This is a genomic window from Ensifer sp. ENS06 (assembly GCF_014852205.1).
GTDB classification, from domain to species: Bacteria; Pseudomonadota; Alphaproteobacteria; order Rhizobiales; family Rhizobiaceae; genus Ensifer; species Ensifer adhaerens.
The window spans coordinates 1-22,162 of sequence record NZ_JACVBC010000007.1 but is presented as its reverse complement, the minus strand read 5'-3'; the positions used below and the strand labels follow the sequence as shown (position 1 = coordinate 22,162).

Sequence of the window (22,162 nt, the reverse complement as noted above, 5' to 3'; positions counted from 1 at the left end):
CCACCCTGATGCACTGAGATACAAATCCGCTCCTGTCGGAAACATCCGCGATACGTCGCGATGGTCCTCTGCCGCACGTGACAAGCGATCTGTGCCTCGGGCATTGATCCCATGCGGAGAGACGGTGATGATCCTCTTTGTTGTAGCCTATCTTGCCGGCGTGCTGACGATCGTCAGCCCGTGCATCCTGCCGGTGCTGCCATTCGTGTTTGCCCGCGCCGGCCAACCCTTTTCCACCAGCATTCTTCCGATGCTGCTCGCCAAGATCGTGACCTTTGCGGGTATCGCCTCGCTTGCAGCCCTAGGCGGCAACTGGGCGGTGCAGGCGAACGCCTATGGCCGCTACGCGGCGATCGCGATGCTCGCAGTCTTCGGCGTGACGCTGCTCTCGACGCGGGCTGCCGCCTTTGTGACCGGTCCGCTCGTGGAACTCGGCAACCGATTGTCGAGAAAGGCTGCGACCGGGGAGAAGGGCAGCATCGGCGGCTCGATCCTCCTTGGCGTTGCGACCGGATTGCTCTGGGCGCCCTGCGCCGGACCGGTGCTCGGTCTGGTGCTGACCGGGGCGGCGCTGAACGGCGCGAATGCGCAGACCACGCTGCTGCTTGTGGCCTATGCGGCCGGTGCTGCGACCTCGCTGGCGCTCGCCGTCCTGGCCGGTGCCAGAGTATTCGCGGCGATGAAGCGCTTCCTCGGCCTTGGCGACCGCATCCGCCAGGGTCTCGGCGTCGCGGTGCTCGCCGGTGTTGGCGCGATCGCACTGGGGCTCGACACCGGTCTTTTGGCGCAGCTTTCCTATGCCAGCACGTCGGGCGTCGAACAGTCGATCCTCGATCGCCTGCGCAGCGGTGCTTCGCCCGTGGACGTCGCAAGCACCCGCATGACCCTTGCCGCAAAGGATACGCGACAGGCGGCCTATCGCAGCGACCTTCCGGTGGAAGGGCAATTTCCGTCGCTCGACGGCGCGGTTCAGTGGCTGAATTCGAAGCCGCTGACGCCGGCCGAGCTTCGCGGCAAGGTCATTCTCGTCGATTTCTGGACCTATTCCTGCATCAACTGCATCCGCACCATCCCTTACGTTCGGGCCTGGGCGGAGAAGTACCGGGACCAAGGTTTGGTCGTCATTGGCGTGCACGCCCCCGAATTCGCCTTCGAAAAGCAGATCGGCAACGTCGAGAAGGCGGTGCGCGATTTCAAGATCACCTATCCGGTGGCGATCGACAACAACTTCGCCATCTGGCGCGCCTTCTCCAACAGCTACTGGCCGGCCCACTACTTCATCGATGCAGAGGGGCAGATCCGCTACACCCATTTCGGCGAGGGCGACTATGAAGGGTCCGAGCGGGTGATCCAGGATCTGCTGGCGGAAGCCGCCGGCAAGAAGAAGGCCGAAGACGATCTGGTGAAGCCGAATGCTGGGGGTGCCGAGGCCTCGCCGGACCTGGCACGCCTCGGATCCGGCGAGACCTATGTCGGTTATGCGCGTGCCGCAAACTTCGTCTCGCCCGAGGGCGTCTCGGCCAATACGTCCGCGCGGTACACGGTCGGCAACCCGGGGCTCAATGAATGGGGGCTGACCGGCAACTGGACGGTCGGCGCCGAAGAGGCACGCCTCAACGAGGCCGGCGGCGGCATCACCTACCGGTTCCGCGCGCGGGACCTGCACCTGGTGCTCGGCCCTGGCGCCGGCGGCAGGCCGGTCCCGTTTCAGATAACCATCGATGGGGTGGCGCCGGGCGCGGACCATGGCGCGGATATCGATGCGGCCGGCAAAGGTACCGTTACGGCGACCCGCCTTTATCAACTCGTCCGCCAGTCCGGAGCAGCCCGGGAGCGGACCTTCGAGATCCGCTTTCTCGCACCCGGCGCAGAAGCCTTCGTTTTCACCTTTGGATGAGAGTTTGCCATGAGCGACAATGAAAAACGGCGCGGGCGCACCTGGTCCGCCTTCACGCGACGCCTTCTCGTCGCCGCAACCATGGTCGGTGGCGGATTGATCTTCGTTCTCAACGGGCCGCCGTCGGCGGCACAGGAGACCAGGCCTGTGCCGATGGCGCTCCACGATATCGCGCCGACGGACGGCCGCCAGACGGCGGTCTTTGCCGGCGGTTGCTTCTGGGGCGTGCAGGCGGTGTTCCAGCACGTGGCCGGCGTCGCGAGTGTCACGTCAGGATACGCGGGCGGCAGCGCCGCGACGGCGACCTACGAAAAGACGGAGACCGGCGCCACAGGGCATGCCGAAGCGGTGGAGATCACGTTCGACCCGAAGCAGGTGAGCTACGGCAAGCTGCTCGAGATCTACTTCTCCGTCGCTCATGATCCGACGCAGCTTGGTGGGCAGGGACCCGATAGCGGACCGCAATATCGATCGGCGATTTTTCCGCGCGATGAAAAGCAGGCGAAGGTTGCCACCGACTATATCGCGCAACTGGATGCGAGCGGCGTTTTCAGCCGCCCGATTGCGACGACCATCGAGGACGGCAAGACCTTTTACCCGGCCGAGGCGTATCACCAGGATTACGTCTACAACAATCCCGGCCAGCCCTATGTGGTCATCTACGAGAAACCGAAGATCGGCGCGCTGCATCGTCTGTTTCCGGGCCTCTATCGGCAGAAGCCGGTGCTTGTGTCAGACAGCGCTTCTTAGCTGACGAGGTGCCGTGAGGCCTCCCGAAGGGGCGCGCCGGTTCGGGCCTTTACACAAGGATACAGTTTCGCGGCCTGCTGCACGCACCCGCGATACGTCCAAGAGACACTCTGGCCGCGAGCACGTTTCGAGCCTTCGGCGACGAAACGCCGCTGCTGACATCAATAACGGAAGGAGCCATCATGCGTATCTTCGCGACAGTTTTCGCCATCGCCGCGCTCGCGGCGGCACCATGCGCCTGGGATAGCGACCCGAGAGAACCCTCGCTTCTTGCCGCACTCGTCTCCGGATCCGGATCCGCAACGGTTGCTGAGAAGGGAGCAGGATTGCTGCAAGGGGCGCCGCACGAGGAGCTTGCCGATCCGTTCTTCGACTGACGATAGTACCGCCGAGACGGGCGGCCCGAACCTTTGATGCCAATCAACCTGGAGGAAAGTGACATGCTGGAGAAAACGAGAGAGCGCCAGACGACCGGGGCTCGGACAGTATTTGTCAACGAGTTGACCAACGGGATACTCGACCCCGCCGAGCCGATGCTGGGGCCTGTCGCCGATGGCGGTGTCATCATCGCGAACACGGCGCCCGGATGTTGGGGGCCGATGATCACGCCGGAGATCCGCGGCGGACATGAGGTGACGCGCCCTGTGGCGGTCGCGGGCGCTGAAGTCGGCGACGCCGTTGCCATTCGGATCCGATCGCTGATCGTCACGTCCGCGGCGACGGCCTCGGGCAACGACGAGGTGGTGGCTGGTCGCTTCAACGGTGATCCCTTCTGCGCGGCCGTTTGCCCGGGCTGCGGCACGGAATGGCCGCGCACGCGCGTGGAGGGCACCGGCCAGACTGCGATCCGCTGCGAGAAGTGCGGCGCGGACGCGACGCCCTTTATCTTCACCAACGGCTACACGATCGCCTTCGACGATGAGCGCCAGGTGGGGCTGACCGTCGGCAAAGCGACTGCCGAGACCTTTGCCACGGATGCGGAACGGCTGCTGGCCCTGCCGGACGGCTCGATCCAGCATCCGATCCTGACCTTCGCGCCAGCGGACCTCATCGGTGTTGCCACAAGGCTTCGGCCATTCCTCGGCCAATTGGGCACGACGCCGTCGAAGGCGATGCCGGACTCGCACAATGCCGGCGATTTCGGCCAGTTTCTGACCGACGCACCACATGCTTATTCCCTGACCGCGGACGAACTCGTCCAGCATAAGACTGACGGCCACATGGACGTGAATACCGTGCGGGAAGGCGCGATCCTGATCTGCCCGGTCAAGGTACCGGGTGGTGGCATCTATATGGGGGACATGCATGCCCTGCAGGGCGACGGCGAAATTGCCGGCCATACCTGCGACGTCGCCGGCACGGTGACGCTGGAGGTCCATGTCATCAAGGGGCTCAATATCGACGGGCCGATCCTTCTGCCGGTGCTGGAAGATGTACCGTTCCTTGCACGTCCGCTTGACGAGGCGGAACGAACGCGGGTGGCGGCACTTGCCCGCAAGCACGGTGTCCGAGAGGTCGAAGCTGACGCCCCGGTCACCTTCATCGGCACGGGCGCGAACCTCAACGATGCGACCACGAACGGGCTGGAGCGGGCGGCGGACCTGCTCGGTCTCAGCGTTCCCGAAGTGATGAACCGGGCAACGATCGCAGGTGCAATCGAGATCGGCCGCCATCCGGGCGTGGCGCGGGTAACGTTTCGTGCCCCGCTCAACCTGCTCGACGCAAAGGGCATCGGCGCGTTCGCGCGCAGTCTCTACAATCTCTGAGCCTCCTGTATTTTCAAGGACCTGTATTTTCAAGGAGTTGCTTGCAGACGATAGCGGGGCCGACGTCATGTCGGCCCCGTTTCGCTTTCTGACGCTAAGGCGCAGCGGCAGAAGTCCCAGGGCATTTCGTATCGGTTTGCCGCCGTCCGCGGCCGTTCAAACATTGCGATACACAGACGCCGCTTCCGAACACATCGCGGATACACAGCACACGCATGGTCACGGCGAAATTTGGTTCGCGTCCGCCCAGGCGGGCTATGTCCTGAAAAGACGGAATTACGACATTTGAGACGCGATCTTTCGGCCGTACCATCGAGGCTCCAACCCAAGCAAAGGAGCTTGAAATGAGCAAATCAAAAGGCACTGCACTGATCACCGGTGCTTCGTCCGGTATCGGCGCGATCTATGCTGACCGCCTGGCACATCGCGGATATGACCTCATTCTCGTCGCGCGCAACCGCGTACGCCTCGACGATCTAGCCCGCCGGCTGGCGGACGAAACCGGCCGCGCCATCGAAGTCGTCGCCGCGGACCTCGGCAACAGGGATGATGTCAGGCGGGTCGAGAAGATCCTCGAAAGCGATGCGAGCATCACGATGCTGGTCAACAATGCCGGGGTCGGCGCGACGGCGCCGCTGCTCGCCTCCGATGTCGACAAGATGGACGAGATGATCACGCTCAACGTCAGCGCGCTGACGCGGCTGACCTATGCGGTGGCACCCGGATTTGCGGCGCGCAGCACTGGCACGATCATCAACATCGCCTCGATCGTCGGCGTGGCGCCGGAAGTTCTGAACGGCGTCTATGGCGGCACCAAGGCCTTCGTCCTGGCCTTCACCCTGTCGTTGCAAAAGGAACTTGCCGAGAAGAATATCCGCATCCAGGCCGTGTTGCCGGGTGCGACCGCCACCGATTTCTGGGGCATTGCCGGCACCCCCATCGAACACGTGCCGAGCGAGATCGTCATGCGCGCCGAGGACATGGTGGACGCGGCACTTGCCGGCCTCGACCAGGGCGAAGTGATCACTATCCCAGCGCTGCCGGATGCCGCTGACTGGGCAGCCTATGAGGCCGCACGGCAGAAGCTGATGCCGAACCTTTCCAGGAAAACGCCGGCCGCTCGCTACCGTATCGGGAGCTAGCGCCCGCTCACCTTCCGGCAACCTCCCAACCCGGACTTTCGAGGCGGTTCCTCGCCTCGCCAATCGAACCAGGAGAATGATGATGTTCAGACGTTCCATGCCCATTGTCCAAAACCGCCGACTGGCCGCCTTGGCATTGTCGGGCGCGATCGCGATCCTGCTTCCTCCGCTCGCCGCTCAAGCGGCGGGCGTCTCCGCCGGCGGCGACGTCCAAATCACGTCGGCTGCCAAACCGGCCACGGACGAATCCATCCGCCCTTTCCAATTCCACGCCAGTGATGCCGCACTTGCCGACCTCAAGCAGCGCATCGCGGCGACCAAGTGGCCGGATCGCGAACTGGTGGCGGACGGCACCCAGGGCGTGCGGCTTGCCACCATGCAGAAGCTCGCCGACTATTGGGCAACAAACTACGATTGGCGCCGCGTGGAGAAGACACTCAACGACCTGCCGCAGTTCGTGACCAACATCGACGGCGTTGACATCCACTTCATTCACGTGCGCTCCAAGCATAAGAACGCGATGCCACTCATCGTCACCCACGGCTGGCCGGGCTCGATCATCGAGCAGTTGAAGATCATCGATCCCCTGACCAATCCGAACGCGCATGGAGGCACGGAAGCCGATGCTTTCGACGTGGTCATCCCCTCGCTTCCCGGCTACGGCTTCTCCGGCAAACCGACGGAGCGCGGCTGGGACCCTGTCCGGATCGCGCGCGCCTGGGCAGTGCTGATGCAGCGTCTCGGCTATTCCCATTACGTCGCGCAGGGTGGCGACTGGGGCGACGCTGTTACCGAGCAGATGGCGCTGCAGCAGCCGGCGGGCTTGCTCGGGATCCACACCAACATGCCGGCGACCGTGCCTGACGAGATCCAGAAGAGCCTCGATGCCGGCCAGCCGGCACCAGCGAACCTTTCGGCCGACGAGCGCCGCGCCTATGAGCAGCTCGACTTCTTCTACCGGAACGGGCTGTCCTATGCGCAGGAGATGAGCAAACGTCCGCAAACGCTTTATGCGATTGAGGATTCGCCGATCGGGCTTGCGAGCTGGATGCTCGACCACGATGCCCGCAGCTACGAGTTGATCGCCCGCGTCTTCGATGGCAAGCCGGAAGGGCTGACGCGCGATGACGTGCTCGACAATGTCACGCTCTACTGGCTGACCAATACCGCCGTGTCGTCGGCACGGCTCTATTGGGAAAACAAGCTTGCCTTCTTCCAGCCGAAGGGCGTGCAGATCCCGGTGGCCGTCAGCGCCTTCCCGGACGAGCTTTATCAGGCACCAAAATCCTGGGCGGAGAAGGCATTCCCCAAGCTCATCCATTATAATCGTCTCGCCAAGGGCGGGCACTTTGCAGCCTGGGAACAGCCGCAAGCCCTAGTCGACGAGTTGAGGGCTTCATTCAAGTCACTGCGTCAACCGAGCTGACAGGAAGAGGCGTGCGAAAGCGCGCCCCACCGTCGCAACAAAGGAGAAGTGTCATGACAGGTGCAGATAGCAACAACAGAGCACCATCGGTCGATCTGAAGTTCGAGGTCGCCGTCATTCCGGTCGCGGATGTCGATCGCGCCAAAAATTTCTACGGTCGCCTCGGTTGGCGGCTCGATGCCGACTTTCCCGTCGGCGATGCGTTTCGCGTTGTGCAGTTCACTCCCCCGGGCTCGCCGGCATCGATCCACTTCGGCACCGGGCTGACCTCGGCTACGCCCGGTTCGGCGAGCGGCCTCTATCTGGTCGTTTCGGATATCGAAGCCGCGCGTGCGGAACTCGTCGAACGGGGCGCCGAGGTCAGCGACATCTTCCACCGCGAGGGCCCCGGAAAGCCAGCGATCAGCGGACGCGATCCCGCGCGCCGCAGCTACCGCTCCTATGCCACCTTCAGCGACCCCGACGGCAACGGCTGGCTGCTGCAAGAGGTGACCGAACGTCTGCCCGGGCGTGTGGATACCGAGGTGACGGACTTTGCTTCCGTCGGTGACCTTGCGGGGGCCCTGCGTCGCGCTGCCGCCGCCCATGGCGAGCACGAGAAGCGCAACGGTGGTGAGCACGACCATAACTGGCCGGATTGGTATGCGGCCTACATGGTGGCCGAACATGCGGGCAAGCCGCTTCCCGAATGAGCGCCGGCCATGACCGTCGCGTTTCCTCCATGGCGTAAATCTGCTATAAGCGGCCATTCCAGACAGAGTCGGACAGGGGTGGTGTGAGATGCACAGGATCGGCTACGTCGTCTTTCCGGGATTTCAGCTCATGGGGTTCGCGGCGGTCACCGCCTTCGAGATCGCCAACCTGACGCTTGGCGAACCAGCCTATGCGATCGAATTGCTGTCGGAGGCCGGCGGCGAGATCAAGGCGTCCGCCGGCTTCGGCGTGCTCACGAAGGCCTTCGACGACGCGGTCTATGACACCGTCATGTTCGGCGCGGGCACCGTGATCGAGCCGGTAACGCCGGGACTCGCCGCCTTCGCGCGCCATGCCTTGGAGGTCTCGCGCCGGGTGGCAGCCCCTTGCACAGGCGCCTTCATCCTCGCCGAGTCCGGACTGCTCGACGGTCGTCGCGCCACGACCCATTGGGTGTTCGCCCGTCAACTGCGCGAGCGATTTCCCGAGGTCAAGGTCGAGGAGGATCGTATCTTCATCGTCGATGGCAGCGTGTGGACCTCGGCCGGCATGACGGCAAGCATTGATCTCGCGCTGGCGATGATCGAGAAGGACCATGGCGAGGATGTCGCCCGTCAGGTGGCACGCAAGCTCGTCGTCTATCACCGGCGCGCCGGCGGCCAGTCGCAGTTTTCCGCCCTGCTGGAACTCGATCCGAAGTCGGACCGCATTCAGAAGTCGGTCAATTACGCCAAGGCCAACCTGCGAAACGTCCTCTCGGTAGACGAACTCGCGGACGCCGCGGGCTTAAGTGCGCGCCAGTTCAGTCGCGCCTTCCGTTCGGAGACCGGCCAGTCGCCGGCAAAAGCGGTCGAGCATCTGCGGGTGGAAGCCGCGCGGCTCTTGATGGAGCAGGGGCGTCACTCGATGGACGTGATTGCCGAGCAGACCGGTTTTTCCGATAGCGACCGCATGCGCCGGGCCTTCCTGCGCACGCTCGGGCAGCCGCCCCAGACGATCCGACGCAATGCGCGCGAAGGCGTTGCCTGACGGTAATAACCTGCCTTGAAAATGCGATTGTATCGCCGTGTATCCAGCCCCTGCGGTTTCTACACGTGCTTTCAATAGGACGCCGCCAAGCACACGCCCCAGATACACCAGCACTCCATTCGTGATGCCAGTTCAGTTCCCCGGAGGGTAGTCAATGTCGGACGAAATCAACCACCCGCGCCGTCGTTTCATCGGCGCAATCGCACTCTCGCTGGCGGCAACGCAGTTCGCATCGGCTGGCGCGGTCAGAGCGCAAGCGGGAGCCGGTGAGGCGCCGCGCCTACCCGCCGTCGCCCCGGGCACGAACAAGTCCTTCCCCGTCCTCAAGCAGATCGATGCGGGCGTGCTCAACGTCGGCTACGCCGAACTTGGCGCCAGCGATGCTCCTGCCGTGATCCTGCTGCACGGCTGGCCCTATGACGTTCACACCTATGTGGACGTGGCGCCGGTGCTCGCCAATGCCGGCTATCGCGTCATCGTTCCCTATCTGCGCGGCTATGGCACGACTCGGTTCCTGTCCGCCGAGACTCCAAGGAACGGCCAGCAGGCTGTGATCGCAACGGATATCATTGCCCTGATGGACGCGCTCAAGATCGAGAAGGCGGTCATCGGCGGCTGCGACTGGGGTGCGCGAACCGCCAACATCATCGCGGCCCTGTGGCCCGAGCGCTGCAAGGCGCTGGTCTCCGTCAGCGGCTATCTCATCGGCAGCCAGGAGGTGAACAGGAAGCCACTTTCGCCGCAGGGCGAGCTTGCCTGGTGGTACCAGTTCTACTTCGCCACCGAGCGGGGCTATGAGGGCTACAAGCAGAACCGAAAGGAATTCGCCCGGCTGATCTGGAAGCTTGCCTCGCCCAAGTGGAACTTCGACGACGCCACTTTCGACAGGAGTGCCGAGGCGCTTGAAAACCCCGATCATGTCGATATCTCGATCCACAACTACCGTTGGCGGCTCAGCCTGGCCGAGGGGGAAGCACAGTACGACGACCTCGAAAAGCGGCTGGCGCAGTTCCCTACCATTACCGTCCCGACCATCACGCTTGAGGGCGACGCCAATGGCGCGCCGCATCCCGATCCCGCCGCCTACGCCAAGCGTTTTTCCGGCAGATACGAGCATCGGCTGCTTGCCGGCGGCATCGGCCATAACCTGCCGCAGGAGGCGCCGCTCGCTTTTGCCGAGGCAATTGTCGCCGTCGATCGTTTCTAGTTTTTCTCCCGCAGATTGCGTGGAGGCGCGGGGATCCGGTTCGCCGGCCCCGCGTTTTTTTGTGCGCGGTGATTGGAGACAGGGCCCGCCGGATGCGGCGCCGCGTCATGCTGGTGTGGCGCAATGGGCGACAACCACTTTCGGATGGACTTCGTATCAGCGTGTATCGGCGCCGGCACCTGGGCAGGTTTCCATACATTTTCGGGCGTCGATGAAACATCCGATACATTTTGAGGGCGCCAGATGCGTCTCGACAGTCGCAGGGCAATCGGGCCCGGACGGCAAACCTGTTGAAAGGAAAACACCATGAGCGCAGCTGAAAAGGTACTCTACACCGGCAAGACCCACACGACCGGCGGCCGCGACGGCGCTGCCCGCAGCGACGACGGACGCCTGGACACCAAGCTTTCCACGCCCGGCAGTTCCCGGCCGGGGACGAACCCGGAGCAACTTTTTGCCGCCGGTTGGTCCGCGTGTTTCATCGGCGCGATCGGTCTGGCGGCTGGCCAGTCGAAGGTCGCGCTTCCCGCCGACGTCGCCGTTGATGCCGAAGTGGATCTGCTGAACCGCGACGGCGGCTACTTCCTGAAGGCACGGCTGAATGTCAGCCTACCGGGGATCGACGCCGACGTCGCGCGTCGGCTCGTCGATGCCGCGCACCAGACCTGCCCCTATTCCAAGGCGACCCGGGGCCACATTGACGTGACGATCAATCTCGTCTGATCAGCACTACCTCTTGTCACCTCCGGAGCGGCGACCATCAGGGTCGCCGCTCTTTTGCATCGGCCATGGGCGTGGCCGAGCCCGGCAAGCCTATTCTTCTTGAGCTTTTGATCTCAATCGTGACATTAGGAAAATAATATATGCGATTGTTTTATATCGCATTATACGGCGTTTTATGAAACTCCTCTCTACTGAGGGCGGATCACCAGCTCGCCCAAAAGGCCGCCGCCGTCACGATTGCGCAAGGTCAGAGACGCGTTGATGGAGACTGCCAACTGCTGGGCGATGGCGAGACCAAGTCCGGTCCCGCCGGTCTCGCGATTGCGGGAATCCTCCAGCCGGACGAAGGGTTTCAAAACGGCGCCCAGTTGATCATCCGGGATGCCCGGCCCGCGGTCGAGCACGCTGATAACCACCGTATCGTCAGCAAGCCGCCGTGCCTCGATCTCGGCGCTGCCTGCGAATTTGAGCGCGTTGTCGACGAGGTTGGTGAGAATGCGCCTGAGCGCCTGCGGCCGGGTTGTGACCGTGCCGCCATCGATATCGCTGGCGCTGACGGACTTGCCGGTGTCCTGATAATCGTAGACGAGGCTTTCAATAAATGAGGCGAGGTCGACGCGCGTCGATTTCTCGACATTGCCGTGGGCGCTGCGGGCATAGGCAACGCCTTCTTTCACCAGGCTTTCGATCTGGCCGAGGTCTTGGATCAGCTTCTCCCGATCGGCGAAATCCTCGGCCATTTCCGCGCGCAGCTTCATGCGGGTGATCGGCGTCTGCAGGTCGTGGGAAATGGCTGCAAGGATCTGGACACGTTCTTCAAGATACTGGGCGATGCGGTCGCGCATGGCATTGAAAGCGGTTGCCGCATAGGCGACCTCCGTCGGGCCGGTCTCACTGAGCCGCGGCGTGTTGCGGTTTGGGTCGAGCGTGTCGGCCGCTGCGGCAAGGTTGACGAGCGGGCGGACGGCCTGCCGCATGGCAAACCAGCTGCAGAAAAGCAGAAGCGCGAGTTGCGCCAGCAGCACGTAAGGCAGCCAGTCGGCGAGCGGCATTACCCCCTTGGGATAGACGTCGATCGTCAGCGGCGAGCCGTCGCTCAATGTCAGATGCGCCTGCACGTGGCGGCGATCGCCGGGGATCGTCTCGATGGTGACCGGATATTTCGGGCCAGTCGCGCGCTGGATGTTGGCGGAGAGCTCCGCGGTGGCCGGATCGACCGACGCGTTGCCGGGCACGCCCGGTCCGAGAATGAAGCCGTAGTTGTCGCGGCTGAGGCGATTGAGCCAGGAGGCACGCTCGTTAGCGGGCAGGCGGTCGAGGATTGCGATCGAGGTCGCTATGTCGTTTTCGAGCGTGTTGAACATGACAGACTTGGCTGACATGTAGCGCTCGAAGAACAGAACTGTGAACGACATCACATGTGCGATGGCGAGGCCGGCCAGCAGAATAACAAAGAGCCGCGCCCTGAGCGTGCGCGGCCATAGTCGAAAGCCTCTTTCAGCAGCGTTCGCGGTCATTCGCGCGCCTCCACGATCTCGATCGGCACCGAGAAGACATAGCCTTCGCTGCGCACCGTCTTGATGTAGGCCGGCTCGCGGGCGTCGTCGCCGAGTCGCTGGCGGACCCGGCTGACGAGCAGGTCGATCGAGCGGTCGAAGAGATCGGCCTCGCGGCCTTGCGTGAGATTAAGCAACTGGTCGCGGTTGAGCACGCGCTGGGGGTGGTCGATGAACACCTTCAGCAGCCGATACTCCGCTCCGCTCAGCGCGATCACGGTGCCATCAGCATCGATCAGGTGCCGCGCCGTCGTGTCGAGCTTCCAACGGCCGAAGCGCAGCAACTGCCCGGCCTCCGAAATCTGCAGGTTGGGCGGCAGCATGCGCGCGCGCCGAAGCACGGCCTTGATGCGGGCCAGCAGTTCGCGCGCGGAGAATGGCTTGGAGAGATAATCGTCGGCACCCATTTCGAGCCCGAGAATGCGATCCATCTCGTCCGAGCGGGCGGTCAGCATGATGATCGGGATCGCTTTATGCTTGCCGGCGCGCAGCTCGCGGCTGAGCACCAACCCGTCGTCGCCCGGCATCATCACGTCGAGGACGATCAGATCGACGGTATCGCCTTCGAGGAAGCTGCGCATCTGTCGCCCGTCGGCGACCGCGGTCGCGCGCAGGCCGTTTTTCTTCAGGTAGCTCGACACGAGTTCCCGGATCTCTCGGTCGTCGTCGACAATCAGCACATGGTCGATATGCTCCATCGAGCAAACTCCTCAAGTCGGTTTGGCCTTCGCATGGTGCCGCCGCTTCTGGGCGAGGGGGCTGTGCCACTTGCTCTGTCTGGTTGACGCTCTGGATATGTCGTCGGTGTGTTCGCAACATCCAGACTTGCATGCGAATGTAATGCAAGCGCCTGCAGATACATTTCGACACAATTTCACAAAGGAAACCCGCCGCTTGCTGTCAAGCGGCGGGTCGTGGGAACTGTGGCTGATCGCGTCAGGCTTTAGCTTTTGCAGCAAGCTGCGCGCGATACTGGGCGGTGGGCAGGCCGCCCCAGCCCCAATTGTCGAGGTCGACTTCCTCGATGACCACATAGGTCGATTCCAGCGGCTTGTTGAGCACGTCGAGCAGCACTTGGCTGACGCCTTTGATGATCTCGGCCTTTTCCTCCGCCGTCACCGTTTGACGCTCCGGCGTGGTGCCCTCGCGGGTCACCTGAACTGTTACGATCGGCATTGCCGTCTCCTTTCTGGAACTTGATGGCACCCAAGCTGCCGCGTTTGTTTGGAGAGTTACGGGCCTACCAGCGTCCGGCGTTCTGGCCGCCGTCCACATGCAGGATCTCGCCCGTTACGAAGCCGGCACCCTCCAGGTAGAGAACTGCGTCGACGATATCGCGGATCTCGCCCATTCGTCCGACCGGGTGAAGTGTCGAAAGCGCCGCATGCGTTTCCGGCGCGTGCATCGGCGTCTTGATGATGCCGGGCGAAACCGCGTTGACGCGAACGCCTGAAGTCGCGAATTCGATCGCGAGCGCCTGGGTTACCGAATTCAGGCCGCCCTTGGTGATGGAGGCGAGCGCGGCGGGCACGCCGGCGATCGGCTGGTTGACGAGGCTGGTGGTGATGCTGACGATGTGGCCGGAGCCCTGCTTCAGCATCTCGCGGGCGGCGTGCTGGGTAATATGGAAGAAGCCGGCGACATTGACGCTCATGTTCAGGTCGTAGTCTTCCTGGGTGAAGTCCGTGAACGGCTTGGCGGTGAAGACGCCGGCATTGTTGACCAGGGTGTCGATGCGGCCGAACCGTTCGAGGCCCTGGCGCACGACGCGCTCGGCGGTCTCGGGATTTCCGATATCGCCTGCAACGGCGAGGATGCCCGCATCCGCGCTCTCCCTAATCGAGCGCGACGTGGCGATGACACGGTAGTTGCGATCGCGGTAGGCCTGCACCAGGGCGGCGCCGATACCCTGCGATGCACCGGTGATGATGGCGACCTTCTGTTCGTTGCTCATGGATGTGATCCTTCTTCGATTGCAACGGGCGTTCGTGCAGCCCGTCCCTTCGCCCTCGGCGTTGGTGCAATCAGATTTAGACCCATCCGATCTGTGCGAGAATTGACGACAATCGGCAGTCAATAAACCGAAATGCGGCATAATCAGTCAAGCGTGCCAGCTTCCATCGCCATGCGTGCGAACTCGGTCCTGAGACGCGGCAAGGCGAAATCCGCGAAGGCGCGAACTTTGGGAACCGACATGCGGCCCTGCGGTGCAAGAAGATGAACCGGCATCGGCGGATGCTCGGCATCGGCCAGCACGATCTTCAACTGTCCGTCGTGGACATGGCGCGCGACATGGTAGGAGTAGAGCCGGGTAAGGCCGGTGCCCGCAACGGCGGAATCGACCGCTGCGCGCACGCTGTTGACGATGTAGCGCGGCGTGAACTGTACCGTGCGCGGGATCAGCGAACCTTCGGCCGGCGTAAAGGTCCAGGAATCAAGGCCGAAATTGGTGAAGGCGACGATCTGGTGCTTGGCGAGGTCTGCCGGCTCGTCGATGCGGGGATGACTGGCGAGATAGCGTGGGGAAGCGACGACGACGCGCCTGATATCGCCGCCGATGCGTGTTGAGATCAGCGAAGAATCCGCGAGGTGCCCTATGCGCAGCGCGATATCGACGCCTTCGTCGACAAGGTTCACGAAGCGGTCGAGCAGCAGCAACCTGGCCGAAACCGCCGGGTAGAGATTGAGGAAGTCGTCGAGGATCGGGCGCAGCATCTCTTCACCGAGGATCGGCGGCGATGAGATCGTTACCGTGCCGCGCGGAGCCGCGCGCTCGCCGCCTGCGAGCATATCGGCCTCTTCGAGATCGACCAGCACCCGCCGGCAGGCGGCTGCATAGCGCTGGCCCGCTTCACTGAGTTTCAGCGAGCGGGTCGTCCGGTGCAGCAGTTCGACACCGACATGGGCTTCGAGCAGGTTCAGCGCGCGGCTGACGGCCGTTGGCGATCGCTTCAGCCGACGGGCCGCACCCGCAAGGCTGCCTTCGTCAATCGCCGTGACGAAGACCTTCATCGCATCGATACGATCCATTCTGCCGACTTTCGCAAGAGATGACGTCAATCAGCAAGAATTCGTCTGCAAGACGGCGGAAGTAAAGGGCCGACAGCACTGCATAGGAGAGTGCTGTAACTTCTGAGCTACGCCGGAAAGAGGCGAGCGATCAAATCGGACGCGGAGCCCTGCCAAAGCTCGCCCTTGCCGGTTCCCGACCACAAGGACAGAAAGTCTGGCGACCCCTTCGCGGTGGACGCCGCTCTGATGTCACGCGTGAACTTGTTCTGGGCCGGAAAGGGCATTACGGCGGCGGCATCCACCTCGTTCATGAAACGGTTTTCGACGCCGCGCGCAAACCGGCCGGAAAAGGCCCGCGTCGTTCGCGTCTTCCGCTCCGTGCCCTCTAGCGCCGCGCGATAGGGGGCCGACGTCCCAGCTTCGGCGGTCTTGAGGAAGGCCGTACCCATCTGCACGGCGCTGGCGCCTTTTGCGAGAACGGCTTGGATGTCGGAACCCGTCATGATCCCCCCCGCGGCGATGAGCGGTACCTTGACCTTTCCCAGGCTCCAGGCGAGCAGGTCTTCAAGGCCGATTTCGCTGTCCTCGGCGGACGGGTCGAAGATACCTCGATGCCCGCCGGCCTCGTATCCCTGCAGCGTGATGGCATCGACGCCGCTCTCTTCGAGTGCCAGGGCTTCCTCGGGCGTCGTTGCCGTGCCGATGATCAGCATTCCTGCGTCACGAGCAGCGCGCATGTGCTCGGCGGGCAGAACGCCAAAGACGAAGCTCAGCGCCGCAGGCTTTGCCCGCAGCACCGCCTCGAACTGCGCGTCGAAATCCTCTTCGTAGGGCGCTGCAAATTCCGGCGTGGGCAGGCCGAGTTCGACGCGGTATCCCGCCGTCGCGCGCCGGGCGCGCTCGAGCGCCGCGGCGTCGATCTTCGGCTGCGGATGCTGGATGAAGAGGTTTATGGCGAAGGGACAATCTGTCCGGGCACGCACGGCCTGGGCGAACTCTACGATCGCCGGCGGGCTCGAATAGGCCGCGCCGATCGAGCCGAGCGCGCCGGCGGCGGAAGAGGCTGCCACGAGCGCCGGCGACGAAGGACCTCCGGCCATCGGCGCGACGATCAGGGGATGTCTCAGGCCGAGTTTCGAAAGGGTGCCCTGCATAGTCGTGTCCTCGCTGCGTGTTGCCTGCCATCTGGCAGCGCTGCAGAGGTAGGGTGAGCGGTTACGGACGCAAGGGCAGGCGCCACAGTTTACCCGAATATCTTGTGGGTCGCTCGCGGCAGGTATGGCGGAGGCGATGGCCCCCTCGGGACCGTCGATCGCGCGGCAACTGTTGCAACACAGTCGGTTGACTGGCACTGTCGCTCGGTGGCGAGAGACCTTTCCAAGGAGCCCGCGATGTCGCGACAGACGGACAAGCAAGAGACACTTCCGAGCCTTGTCGAACACTACCGGCCCGTGCAGCTGAAGGCCGTGCTTGCGGCTTGCGCAATAAAGCACCGCGAGCCTCCGCCGCCATTACCGGAGGAGCGCCACTACGGATCGCAATTGCCGGAGGGATTTCACCTGCCGCAATCTGTCTACGACGACTGAGCGCCGGCTCCGCCCTCAGTTCGTTGCCAGCGTCCAGGCCATGCCGGCGAGCGCGCAGGCAAGCAGCGTGGTTATGACCGACACATTGAAGCGGAAGATCGCCACGCCGGCCGCGAGCGTCAGCAGCAGTGACGGCAACACCAGCGACCCTAGGACCGGAATATCGAGCGCCAACGGCCCGAGCGTCCAGGGGGCGACTTCGGCAAACAGCGTGTGCAGGCCAAACCAGACCGCAAGGTTGAGGATGACCCCGACGACGGCGGCGGTGATCGCCGACATGGCGCCGGTCAGCGCGACGTTGTTGCGCAACCGCTCGATGAAGGGCGCGCCCAGGAAGATCCAGAGAAAGCAGGGAACGAAGGTGACCCAGGTCGTCAGCATCGCTCCGAGGGTCGCAGCCGCCATGGGCGAAAGCGTGCCGGGATCGCGATAGGCACCCATGAAGCCGACGAACTGGACGACCATGATCAGCGGCCCAGGCGTCGTCTCGGCCATGCCGAGCCCGTCAAGCATCTCGCCCGGCTTCAGCCAGCCGTAGTGCTGCACCGCTTCTTGGGCGACATAGGCAAGTACGGCATAGGCGCCACCGAAGGTGACCACCGCCATCTGGCTGAAGAAGAGGCCAATCTGGCTGAAGACGTTGCCCGTGCCGAGAATGGCGACGAGCAACGCCAGCGGCACCAGCCACAGGGCAAGCAGGATCGCCGAGATCCGCAGCGACCAGGCGAGGTTCGGGCGCGCATGCGCGGGAATTTCGTCGCCGAGCACGGAGTCTTCGTCCTTGAGCACCGGACCCGTGCTGGCCTTGTGGCCTCCGCCGATGCGAAAGAAATCCGAGCCGGAACGTGCACCGATGTAGCCAAGCACCCCGGCTGCAAGAATGATGAGCGGGAAGGGGACCCGGAAAACGAAGATGGCGATGAAGGCGGCTGCGGCAATGCCGATCATCACCTTGTTCTTCAGTGCTCGCCCGCCGATGCGGAAGACGGCCTGAACGACGACCGCGAGCACCGCGGCCTTCAGACCGAAGAAAAGGCCCTCGACGACCGTGACATTGCCGAAGGCGGCGTAGATGTAGCTCAGGCCCAGGATCGCGAGGAACCCCGGAAGCACGAAGAGGATGCCGGCGACAAGGCCGCCGGCGGTGCGATGCAGGAGCCAGCCGATATAGACGGCAAGCTGTTGCGCCTCGGGTCCCGGCAGAAGCATGCAGTAGTTGAGCGCGTGCAGGAAACGGTGTTCGCCGATCCAGCGCTTTTCATCGACCAGGATGCGGTGCATGACGGCGATCTGTCCAGCCGGCCCGCCGAAGCTCAGCGCCGCAATCCGCGCCCAGACCCGGACCGCTTCGCCGAAGGAGATGCCGTGGCTTTCCCGTTGCCGCGCCGGTCCCGGCGCGGCCCTGTCCGCAATGTCGGTCATCTCAGGCGTCCTTCTTGGCCGAGGGCCAGTTGTGGGTCTCGTTGGTAGCATCCCGGCACCAGCGATAGAAGGCGTCGTAGAGCAGCATACCGGCGTCCAGTTGTTCCAGATCGTCCGCATACATGCGCGAGAGCCCGAGCGAGGCGGCAAGCAGGCCCGATGCCTCCGGCGCGAGTTCCAGGCGGGCGGTATCGGCAGCCCGCACGATCGTGGCGAGCCGCAGCAACGGGGCCGTGGCAAGCCCGAATTCCTCGACCATGACGTCGAAGGTGCAGCGCTCGCCGCGGTGGCTCCAGCGCACGGGCACGTCGATGTCGAACGGTGTCGCCCGGAAGCGCTCGCCGACCATCTCCACTTCCGACGGCGCTACGTAAAGGAAAGCGGCATGCGGATCGACGAAGCGCCGGATCAGCCAGGGGCAGGCGATGCGGTCGATCTTCGGCCGCGCCCGGGTGACCCAGACCGTGTGCCCTTGGGCGTTCCGTTCCGGTAGAGCCGAAGACGGCACGGCGGGGCTGCCGCCTTCGACCCACGCCTCGAACCCGCCTTCGAGCACATCGGCGGAGATGCCGGCATTGCGCAGCCAGGCGGCAACGCCGTGGCTGAGCTTCTTGCCCTGCTGGCAGATGACGATCGCCGACGCTTTGTCGACGTCGTGTGTCCAGTCCTGCACAGTGCGATAGTCGCGCCGGACGGATCCCGGGACGAGACGTGGATCGGCGTCGAAGTCCTCGTCGACGCGAACGTCGATCAGCGCGGGACAGTTCGGCGTGCCGATGAGGCGAGCGAGTTTTTCCGATGATATTTCGAGATACGACGACATGACGCGTCCTCCGGATGAGCGGTTCTATGGACGCGATGCTTCGGCTGGCGCCTCATGGGGTGATCGCACCCCCATCAGCAAAGTTTGCCGCCGTTGGCCGCACGCTGTCAAGCCGCGCTTCGGCGGCGACTTACGGGACATGGCGAAAGCGCTTCGCGCTGAGGCGTGATCCGAGGCAAACTACCGAAGGATTGTTACAGGTCTTTGGCGGCAGATCTCGGTTACCGTCAAGGAAGCGACCTGAGTGCCGAAGGTCACACTCAGGTCGCGGAGGACGGCATTCGGGCTATTTGCCGGCCTCGTTGGCTGCGGCCTCCATGACGCCCGCAACCTTCTCCGGTTGCGACGCAAAGACAACGTGACTGGCCTTGATTTCGGTCACCTGGCTGCCGGCGCGCTTGGCCATGCTTCTCTCCAGGTCCGGGTTGATGGCGCGGTCATCGGTCGCGACGATCGACCAGCTTTTCTTGGTGCGCCAGGCGGGGTCGCCGACCTTGGCGGCGAAGACCTCCTTGGCGGCAAGGACCTGCGATTTCGCCGCAAAGGCCGCCTCCGCCGCAGGCAAATCGGCGGCGAAGTCGGCCGGAAACGCCTTTGGGTCGAGATAGAGATACTTGCCGTCCGGGGTTTCGCGCACGCTCATGGCGGCCGCAGGTTTCGATCCGGCGAGCGCTGCAAGGTTTTCGCCCTTGTCGGGCTGAAAGGCGGCCACATAGACCAGGCCTTCGACCTTGCTATGGTGTCCGGCCTCGGTGATGACCATGCCGCCATAGCTGTGGCCGACGAGCAGGGTCGGGCCATCCTGGAGATCGAGGATGCGGTTCGTCGCCTCGATGTCCGCGCCGAGCGACGTCAGCGGCTCCTGGACGACGGTCACGTTGAAGCCGCGGCGCCCGAGGATTTCGGAGGCTTCTCTCCAGCCGGAACCGTCGGCAAAAGCGCCGTGGACGATGACGATGTTCTTGATCTCGGCTGCTTGCGCTGCGAAAGCGACGACGCTTGTCGCCAAGGCAAGCGCGATGGTCGGGAGGATGCGGTGGTTCATGCGATCGTTCCTTCTTCTGTTCGTGAGGCAACGATCGCAATCTGTTCAGGCGAGGTATCCCGGATGTGTCGGTCTTCGCCGCAATATGTACCGCATTGTAGCGGCTCAATCTCGACGCCATGGCGAGAGGCCGAAGCGCGGTCTTTCACCCTGCGTGGCAAGGTACAGAGGCACACCGCGCGAAGGCGCGCTACGATTCAACCAGGATCACAAGCGATGACGGCACAACCCCGTCATAGGCCATGGCGTCCACCGCAGCCTGGCTTTGCATCGCCTGCGAGAGGGCGCCAATATCGGGAACATCCATCATGACGGCCACGCGCGTCGGGTCCTTTGGGTCGACGAAGGTCCGGATGTTGGTGATGCCGAGCGCGCCGAAGAGTTCCTTGCGTCTCGGCGATTTCAGCCAGTGATCGGCGCCTTTGGTAATGTTGTGATGGGCGATGATGGTCGGCATCGGATCCTCCCTCTTTTGACGCTGTGCACCGGCGTCGCAACTTTCCCGGCGCATCCGCGTTCCTTCAACGGAACGGCCTGAAGGCCGGGCTGTCAATTAGCCCGTCAGAGGTAGGCGCGTTTTTTCTCTGGCAACTTGAAGGAAGAGGTTCATGCCGAAATTCATCACCATCGGATACGGCGATCGCGCCGGCTACGATCGCACGGCGGCAGTGGTGCGCGATGCGGCGCATGCGCATGACGCGCGACTTCAGGCCGATGGCGTGTTGATGGGGATTGCCGGCGCCCCCGTGCAGGTGCGCAATGCGGATGCGGCGCGGGTCGAAACCAAGAATGGTCCGTTCCTGTCATCCCCGTTGCCGGTGGCCGGTTTCGCGGTGATCGAAGCGGCCGATCTCGACGAAGCCATCGCCCTGGTTTCGCAGACACCCTGCGCCGTTGCTCACGGCGTGGTCGAAATCTGGCCGCTTAAACTTCCTTAGGGAGTCGCCCAGGAGACCTGAGCGGCGAGCATGGATTCGGCCTCATCGGCCGTCTGGCGCTGGGATTCCGTGGCTCCGGCCGGAGCGATCTTCATCTCCGGTCGGCCTTCCCTGAAGATCTTCCACTTTGTCGGTCGGAAGGCGATGCGGCTGTGGTCGCCGGCAGCGGCGCGTTCGGGCGAGAGTTCGATCTCGACATGCGGATGGTTGCGGCCAAGGTCAAGTTCGAGATGACGGGTGCCGGCAACCCGGCGGCTGGCGGCAACGAGGCCGGCAAGGCAACCGCCGGAGCCGTCGACCAGCTCGATGTCGTGCGGGCGGAAGTGCAGTTTCGCGGGGCCGTCGGGCTCGGACGGGGCGCGCAGCCCGATCGGCCGATCCTCGAACCAGATCTCGCCGTTCTGCAGCGTAACATTGAGGCAGTTCGACTGGCCGATGAAGCCGTAGACGAAGGGCGAGACCGGATGGTCGTAGATCTCGTCGGGGGTGCCGACCTGTTCGATCACGCCCTTGCTCATGACGACGACGCGGTCGGCGAGCTCCAGCGCCTCGTCCTGGTCATGGGTGACGAAGATCGTCGTGTGGCCGGTGCGGTCGTGAATGTCGCGCAGCCACTTGCGCAGTTCTTTCCGGACCTGCGCGTCGAGCGCGCCGAAGGGCTCGTCGAGCAGAAGCACGTTCGGTTCCACCGCCATGGCGCGGGCGAGCGCCACACGCTGGCGCTGGCCACCCGAGAGCTGCGCCGGATAGCGCTTGTCGAGGCCGGAGAGCTGGACGAGGTCGAGCAGATCGAGGGCGCGCTTGCGGATCTCGGCCGACGGCGGTCTGCGGTTCGACGGGCGGACCTTGAGGCCGAAGGCGACGTTGTCGAGCACGGTCATGTGGCGGAACAGGGCATAGTGCTGGAAGACAAAGCCGATGTTGCGCTCCTGCACGGTCTTTTGCGAGGCATCCTCGTCGCCGAAGAAGATCGTGCCTTCGGTCGGGCTTTCGAGCCCGGCAACGAGACGCAGAAGTGTGGTCTTGCCGGAGCCGGAGGGGCCGAGCAGCGCGATCAGCTCGCCGGAGCGGATGTCGAGCGAGACGTCGTCGAGCGCCGGGAAGCGGCCGAATTCCTTGCGGATGTTGTGAACGCGCACGTCCATGA

General features: G+C 63.8%; 23 protein-coding genes. 12 read left to right on the top strand and 11 right to left on the bottom strand.

Annotated elements, in window-relative coordinates; translation table 11 throughout:
- Nucleotides 1-127 precede the first annotated feature (127 nt).
- The 10 genes from IB279_RS22785 (at nucleotide 128) to IB279_RS22740 (ending at nucleotide 10,633) form a co-directional block, all read left to right on the top strand.
- Nucleotides 128-1,897 carry a cytochrome c biogenesis protein DipZ gene (locus tag IB279_RS22785; RefSeq protein ID WP_034799654.1) on the top strand — a complete coding sequence of 590 codons (1,770 nt, stop codon included), beginning with the start codon at nucleotides 128-130 and terminating at the stop codon, nucleotides 1,895-1,897.
- Between the two features lie 9 nt (nucleotides 1,898-1,906).
- Nucleotides 1,907-2,647: a peptide-methionine (S)-S-oxide reductase MsrA gene (msrA, locus tag IB279_RS22780; RefSeq protein WP_060586269.1), complete on the top strand. Its 741-nt coding sequence runs from the start codon at nucleotides 1,907-1,909 to the stop codon at nucleotides 2,645-2,647.
- 182 nt (nucleotides 2,648-2,829) lie between these two features.
- A complete protein-coding gene (locus IB279_RS22775) occupies nucleotides 2,830-3,024 on the top strand; it encodes a hypothetical protein (RefSeq protein WP_034799659.1) in 195 nt (64 codons plus the stop codon).
- 63 nt (nucleotides 3,025-3,087) lie between these two features.
- Complete coding sequence (locus IB279_RS22770) at nucleotides 3,088-4,413, top strand: acetamidase/formamidase family protein (RefSeq protein WP_089043799.1); 1,326 nt, start codon at nucleotides 3,088-3,090, stop codon at nucleotides 4,411-4,413.
- 344 nt (nucleotides 4,414-4,757) lie between these two features.
- Nucleotides 4,758-5,555 carry an SDR family oxidoreductase gene (locus IB279_RS22765; RefSeq protein ID WP_060601325.1) on the top strand — a complete coding sequence of 266 codons (798 nt, stop codon included), beginning with the start codon at nucleotides 4,758-4,760 and terminating at the stop codon, nucleotides 5,553-5,555.
- Nucleotides 5,556-5,637: 82 nt separating this feature from the next.
- Complete coding sequence (locus IB279_RS22760; RefSeq protein WP_034799663.1) at nucleotides 5,638-6,981, top strand: epoxide hydrolase family protein; 1,344 nt, start codon at nucleotides 5,638-5,640, stop codon at nucleotides 6,979-6,981.
- 53 nt (nucleotides 6,982-7,034) lie between these two features.
- Nucleotides 7,035-7,673, top strand: a complete 639-nt coding sequence (locus IB279_RS22755) for a VOC family protein (protein ID WP_060518124.1) — start codon at nucleotides 7,035-7,037, stop codon at nucleotides 7,671-7,673.
- 88 nt (nucleotides 7,674-7,761) lie between these two features.
- Nucleotides 7,762-8,703, top strand: a complete 942-nt coding sequence (locus tag IB279_RS22750) for a GlxA family transcriptional regulator (protein WP_034799667.1) — start codon at nucleotides 7,762-7,764, stop codon at nucleotides 8,701-8,703.
- A gap of 154 nt (nucleotides 8,704-8,857) precedes the next feature.
- Nucleotides 8,858-9,910: an alpha/beta fold hydrolase gene (locus IB279_RS22745; RefSeq protein WP_034799669.1), complete on the top strand. Its 1,053-nt coding sequence runs from the start codon at nucleotides 8,858-8,860 to the stop codon at nucleotides 9,908-9,910.
- A gap of 306 nt (nucleotides 9,911-10,216) precedes the next feature.
- Nucleotides 10,217-10,633 carry an organic hydroperoxide resistance protein gene (locus tag IB279_RS22740; RefSeq protein ID WP_090302503.1) on the top strand — a complete coding sequence of 139 codons (417 nt, stop codon included), beginning with the start codon at nucleotides 10,217-10,219 and terminating at the stop codon, nucleotides 10,631-10,633.
- 188 nt (nucleotides 10,634-10,821) lie between these two features.
- Here the strand turns inward: IB279_RS22740 and IB279_RS22735 are convergent, their stop codons facing one another.
- From IB279_RS22735 to IB279_RS22710, 6 genes are all read right to left on the bottom strand, one after another.
- On the bottom strand, nucleotides 10,822-12,150 hold the full coding sequence (locus IB279_RS22735; RefSeq protein WP_060518122.1) for a HAMP domain-containing sensor histidine kinase: 1,329 nt from the start codon (nucleotides 12,148-12,150) through the stop codon (nucleotides 10,822-10,824).
- Nucleotides 12,147-12,887: a response regulator gene (locus tag IB279_RS22730; protein ID WP_034799675.1), complete on the bottom strand. Its 741-nt coding sequence runs from the start codon at nucleotides 12,885-12,887 to the stop codon at nucleotides 12,147-12,149. The genes IB279_RS22735 and IB279_RS22730 overlap by 4 nt, the downstream gene beginning before the upstream one ends.
- A 238-nt stretch (nucleotides 12,888-13,125) precedes the next feature.
- Complete coding sequence (locus IB279_RS22725) at nucleotides 13,126-13,365, bottom strand: 4-oxalocrotonate tautomerase family protein (RefSeq protein WP_034799678.1); 240 nt, start codon at nucleotides 13,363-13,365, stop codon at nucleotides 13,126-13,128.
- Nucleotides 13,366-13,429: 64 nt separating this feature from the next.
- Nucleotides 13,430-14,143: an SDR family NAD(P)-dependent oxidoreductase gene (locus tag IB279_RS22720; RefSeq protein WP_034799680.1), complete on the bottom strand. Its 714-nt coding sequence runs from the start codon at nucleotides 14,141-14,143 to the stop codon at nucleotides 13,430-13,432.
- A 143-nt stretch (nucleotides 14,144-14,286) separates the two neighbouring features.
- The gene (locus IB279_RS22715) at nucleotides 14,287-15,219 is read right to left on the bottom strand and encodes a LysR family transcriptional regulator (RefSeq protein WP_060586309.1); all 933 of its coding nucleotides are present in this window, start codon (nucleotides 15,217-15,219) and stop codon (nucleotides 14,287-14,289) included.
- Between the two features lie 107 nt (nucleotides 15,220-15,326).
- Nucleotides 15,327-16,355, bottom strand: coding sequence for a nitronate monooxygenase family protein (locus IB279_RS22710; RefSeq protein WP_034799685.1), 1,029 nt, complete (start codon nucleotides 16,353-16,355; stop codon nucleotides 15,327-15,329).
- 237 nt (nucleotides 16,356-16,592) lie between these two features.
- Between IB279_RS22710 and IB279_RS22705 the strand changes: the two genes are divergently transcribed.
- Nucleotides 16,593-16,787, top strand: a complete 195-nt coding sequence (locus IB279_RS22705; protein WP_034799687.1) for a hypothetical protein — start codon at nucleotides 16,593-16,595, stop codon at nucleotides 16,785-16,787.
- 15 nt (nucleotides 16,788-16,802) lie between these two features.
- On the opposite strand, the gene chrA is transcribed toward IB279_RS22705, so the two are convergent.
- From chrA to IB279_RS22685, 4 genes are all read right to left on the bottom strand, one after another.
- Nucleotides 16,803-18,209: a chromate efflux transporter gene (chrA, locus tag IB279_RS22700; RefSeq protein ID WP_034799690.1), complete on the bottom strand. Its 1,407-nt coding sequence runs from the start codon at nucleotides 18,207-18,209 to the stop codon at nucleotides 16,803-16,805.
- A gap of 1 nt (nucleotide 18,210) precedes the next feature.
- Complete coding sequence (locus IB279_RS22695) at nucleotides 18,211-19,032, bottom strand: sulfurtransferase/chromate resistance protein (RefSeq protein ID WP_192339829.1); 822 nt, start codon at nucleotides 19,030-19,032, stop codon at nucleotides 18,211-18,213.
- 286 nt (nucleotides 19,033-19,318) lie between these two features.
- Nucleotides 19,319-20,077 carry an alpha/beta hydrolase gene (locus tag IB279_RS22690; protein ID WP_192339827.1) on the bottom strand — a complete coding sequence of 253 codons (759 nt, stop codon included), beginning with the start codon at nucleotides 20,075-20,077 and terminating at the stop codon, nucleotides 19,319-19,321.
- Between the two features lie 190 nt (nucleotides 20,078-20,267).
- Nucleotides 20,268-20,534 carry a hypothetical protein gene (locus IB279_RS22685; protein ID WP_034799696.1) on the bottom strand — a complete coding sequence of 89 codons (267 nt, stop codon included), beginning with the start codon at nucleotides 20,532-20,534 and terminating at the stop codon, nucleotides 20,268-20,270.
- A 151-nt stretch (nucleotides 20,535-20,685) separates the two neighbouring features.
- On the opposite strand from IB279_RS22685, the gene IB279_RS22680 reads away from it, so the two are divergent.
- Nucleotides 20,686-21,015 (top strand): YciI family protein, encoded by a 330-nt coding sequence (locus IB279_RS22680; protein WP_034799698.1) that lies wholly within the window; start codon nucleotides 20,686-20,688, stop codon nucleotides 21,013-21,015.
- Here IB279_RS22680 and IB279_RS22675 read toward each other — a convergent pair.
- Complete coding sequence (locus tag IB279_RS22675) at nucleotides 21,012-22,160, bottom strand: sulfate/molybdate ABC transporter ATP-binding protein (RefSeq protein ID WP_064817028.1); 1,149 nt, start codon at nucleotides 22,158-22,160, stop codon at nucleotides 21,012-21,014. The two genes, IB279_RS22680 and IB279_RS22675, sit on opposite strands and share 4 nt — an antisense overlap.
- Between the last annotated feature and the right edge of the window lie 2 nt (nucleotides 22,161-22,162).

What these genes read in the sequence shown, in the direction of transcription:
- IB279_RS22785 (WP_034799654.1), top strand. Translation starts at nt 128, where the DNA reads ATGATCCTCTTTGTTGTAGCCTATCTTGCCGGCGTGCTGACGATCGTC.
- msrA (WP_060586269.1), top strand. Translation starts at nt 1,907, where the DNA reads ATGAGCGACAATGAAAAACGGCGCGGGCGCACCTGGTCCGCCTTCACG.
- IB279_RS22775 (WP_034799659.1), top strand. Translation starts at nt 2,830, where the DNA reads ATGCGTATCTTCGCGACAGTTTTCGCCATCGCCGCGCTCGCGGCGGCA.
- IB279_RS22770 (WP_089043799.1), top strand. Translation starts at nt 3,088, where the DNA reads ATGCTGGAGAAAACGAGAGAGCGCCAGACGACCGGGGCTCGGACAGTA.
- IB279_RS22765 (WP_060601325.1), top strand. Translation starts at nt 4,758, where the DNA reads ATGAGCAAATCAAAAGGCACTGCACTGATCACCGGTGCTTCGTCCGGT.
- IB279_RS22760 (WP_034799663.1), top strand. Translation starts at nt 5,638, where the DNA reads ATGTTCAGACGTTCCATGCCCATTGTCCAAAACCGCCGACTGGCCGCC.
- IB279_RS22755 (WP_060518124.1), top strand. Translation starts at nt 7,035, where the DNA reads ATGACAGGTGCAGATAGCAACAACAGAGCACCATCGGTCGATCTGAAG.
- IB279_RS22750 (WP_034799667.1), top strand. Translation starts at nt 7,762, where the DNA reads ATGCACAGGATCGGCTACGTCGTCTTTCCGGGATTTCAGCTCATGGGG.
- IB279_RS22745 (WP_034799669.1), top strand. Translation starts at nt 8,858, where the DNA reads ATGTCGGACGAAATCAACCACCCGCGCCGTCGTTTCATCGGCGCAATC.
- IB279_RS22740 (WP_090302503.1), top strand. Translation starts at nt 10,217, where the DNA reads ATGAGCGCAGCTGAAAAGGTACTCTACACCGGCAAGACCCACACGACC.
- IB279_RS22735 (WP_060518122.1), bottom strand. Translation starts at nt 12,150, where the DNA reads ATGACCGCGAACGCTGCTGAAAGAGGCTTTCGACTATGGCCGCGCACG.
- IB279_RS22730 (WP_034799675.1), bottom strand. Translation starts at nt 12,887, where the DNA reads ATGGAGCATATCGACCATGTGCTGATTGTCGACGACGACCGAGAGATC.
- IB279_RS22725 (WP_034799678.1), bottom strand. Translation starts at nt 13,365, where the DNA reads ATGCCGATCGTAACAGTTCAGGTGACCCGCGAGGGCACCACGCCGGAG.
- IB279_RS22720 (WP_034799680.1), bottom strand. Translation starts at nt 14,143, where the DNA reads ATGAGCAACGAACAGAAGGTCGCCATCATCACCGGTGCATCGCAGGGT.
- IB279_RS22715 (WP_060586309.1), bottom strand. Translation starts at nt 15,219, where the DNA reads ATGGATCGTATCGATGCGATGAAGGTCTTCGTCACGGCGATTGACGAA.
- IB279_RS22710 (WP_034799685.1), bottom strand. Translation starts at nt 16,355, where the DNA reads ATGCAGGGCACCCTTTCGAAACTCGGCCTGAGACATCCCCTGATCGTC.
- IB279_RS22705 (WP_034799687.1), top strand. Translation starts at nt 16,593, where the DNA reads ATGTCGCGACAGACGGACAAGCAAGAGACACTTCCGAGCCTTGTCGAA.
- chrA (WP_034799690.1), bottom strand. Translation starts at nt 18,209, where the DNA reads ATGACCGACATTGCGGACAGGGCCGCGCCGGGACCGGCGCGGCAACGG.
- IB279_RS22695 (WP_192339829.1), bottom strand. Translation starts at nt 19,032, where the DNA reads ATGTCGTCGTATCTCGAAATATCATCGGAAAAACTCGCTCGCCTCATC.
- IB279_RS22690 (WP_192339827.1), bottom strand. Translation starts at nt 20,077, where the DNA reads ATGAACCACCGCATCCTCCCGACCATCGCGCTTGCCTTGGCGACAAGC.
- IB279_RS22685 (WP_034799696.1), bottom strand. Translation starts at nt 20,534, where the DNA reads ATGCCGACCATCATCGCCCATCACAACATTACCAAAGGCGCCGATCAC.
- IB279_RS22680 (WP_034799698.1), top strand. Translation starts at nt 20,686, where the DNA reads ATGCCGAAATTCATCACCATCGGATACGGCGATCGCGCCGGCTACGAT.
- IB279_RS22675 (WP_064817028.1), bottom strand. Translation starts at nt 22,160, where the DNA reads ATGGACGTGCGCGTTCACAACATCCGCAAGGAATTCGGCCGCTTCCCG.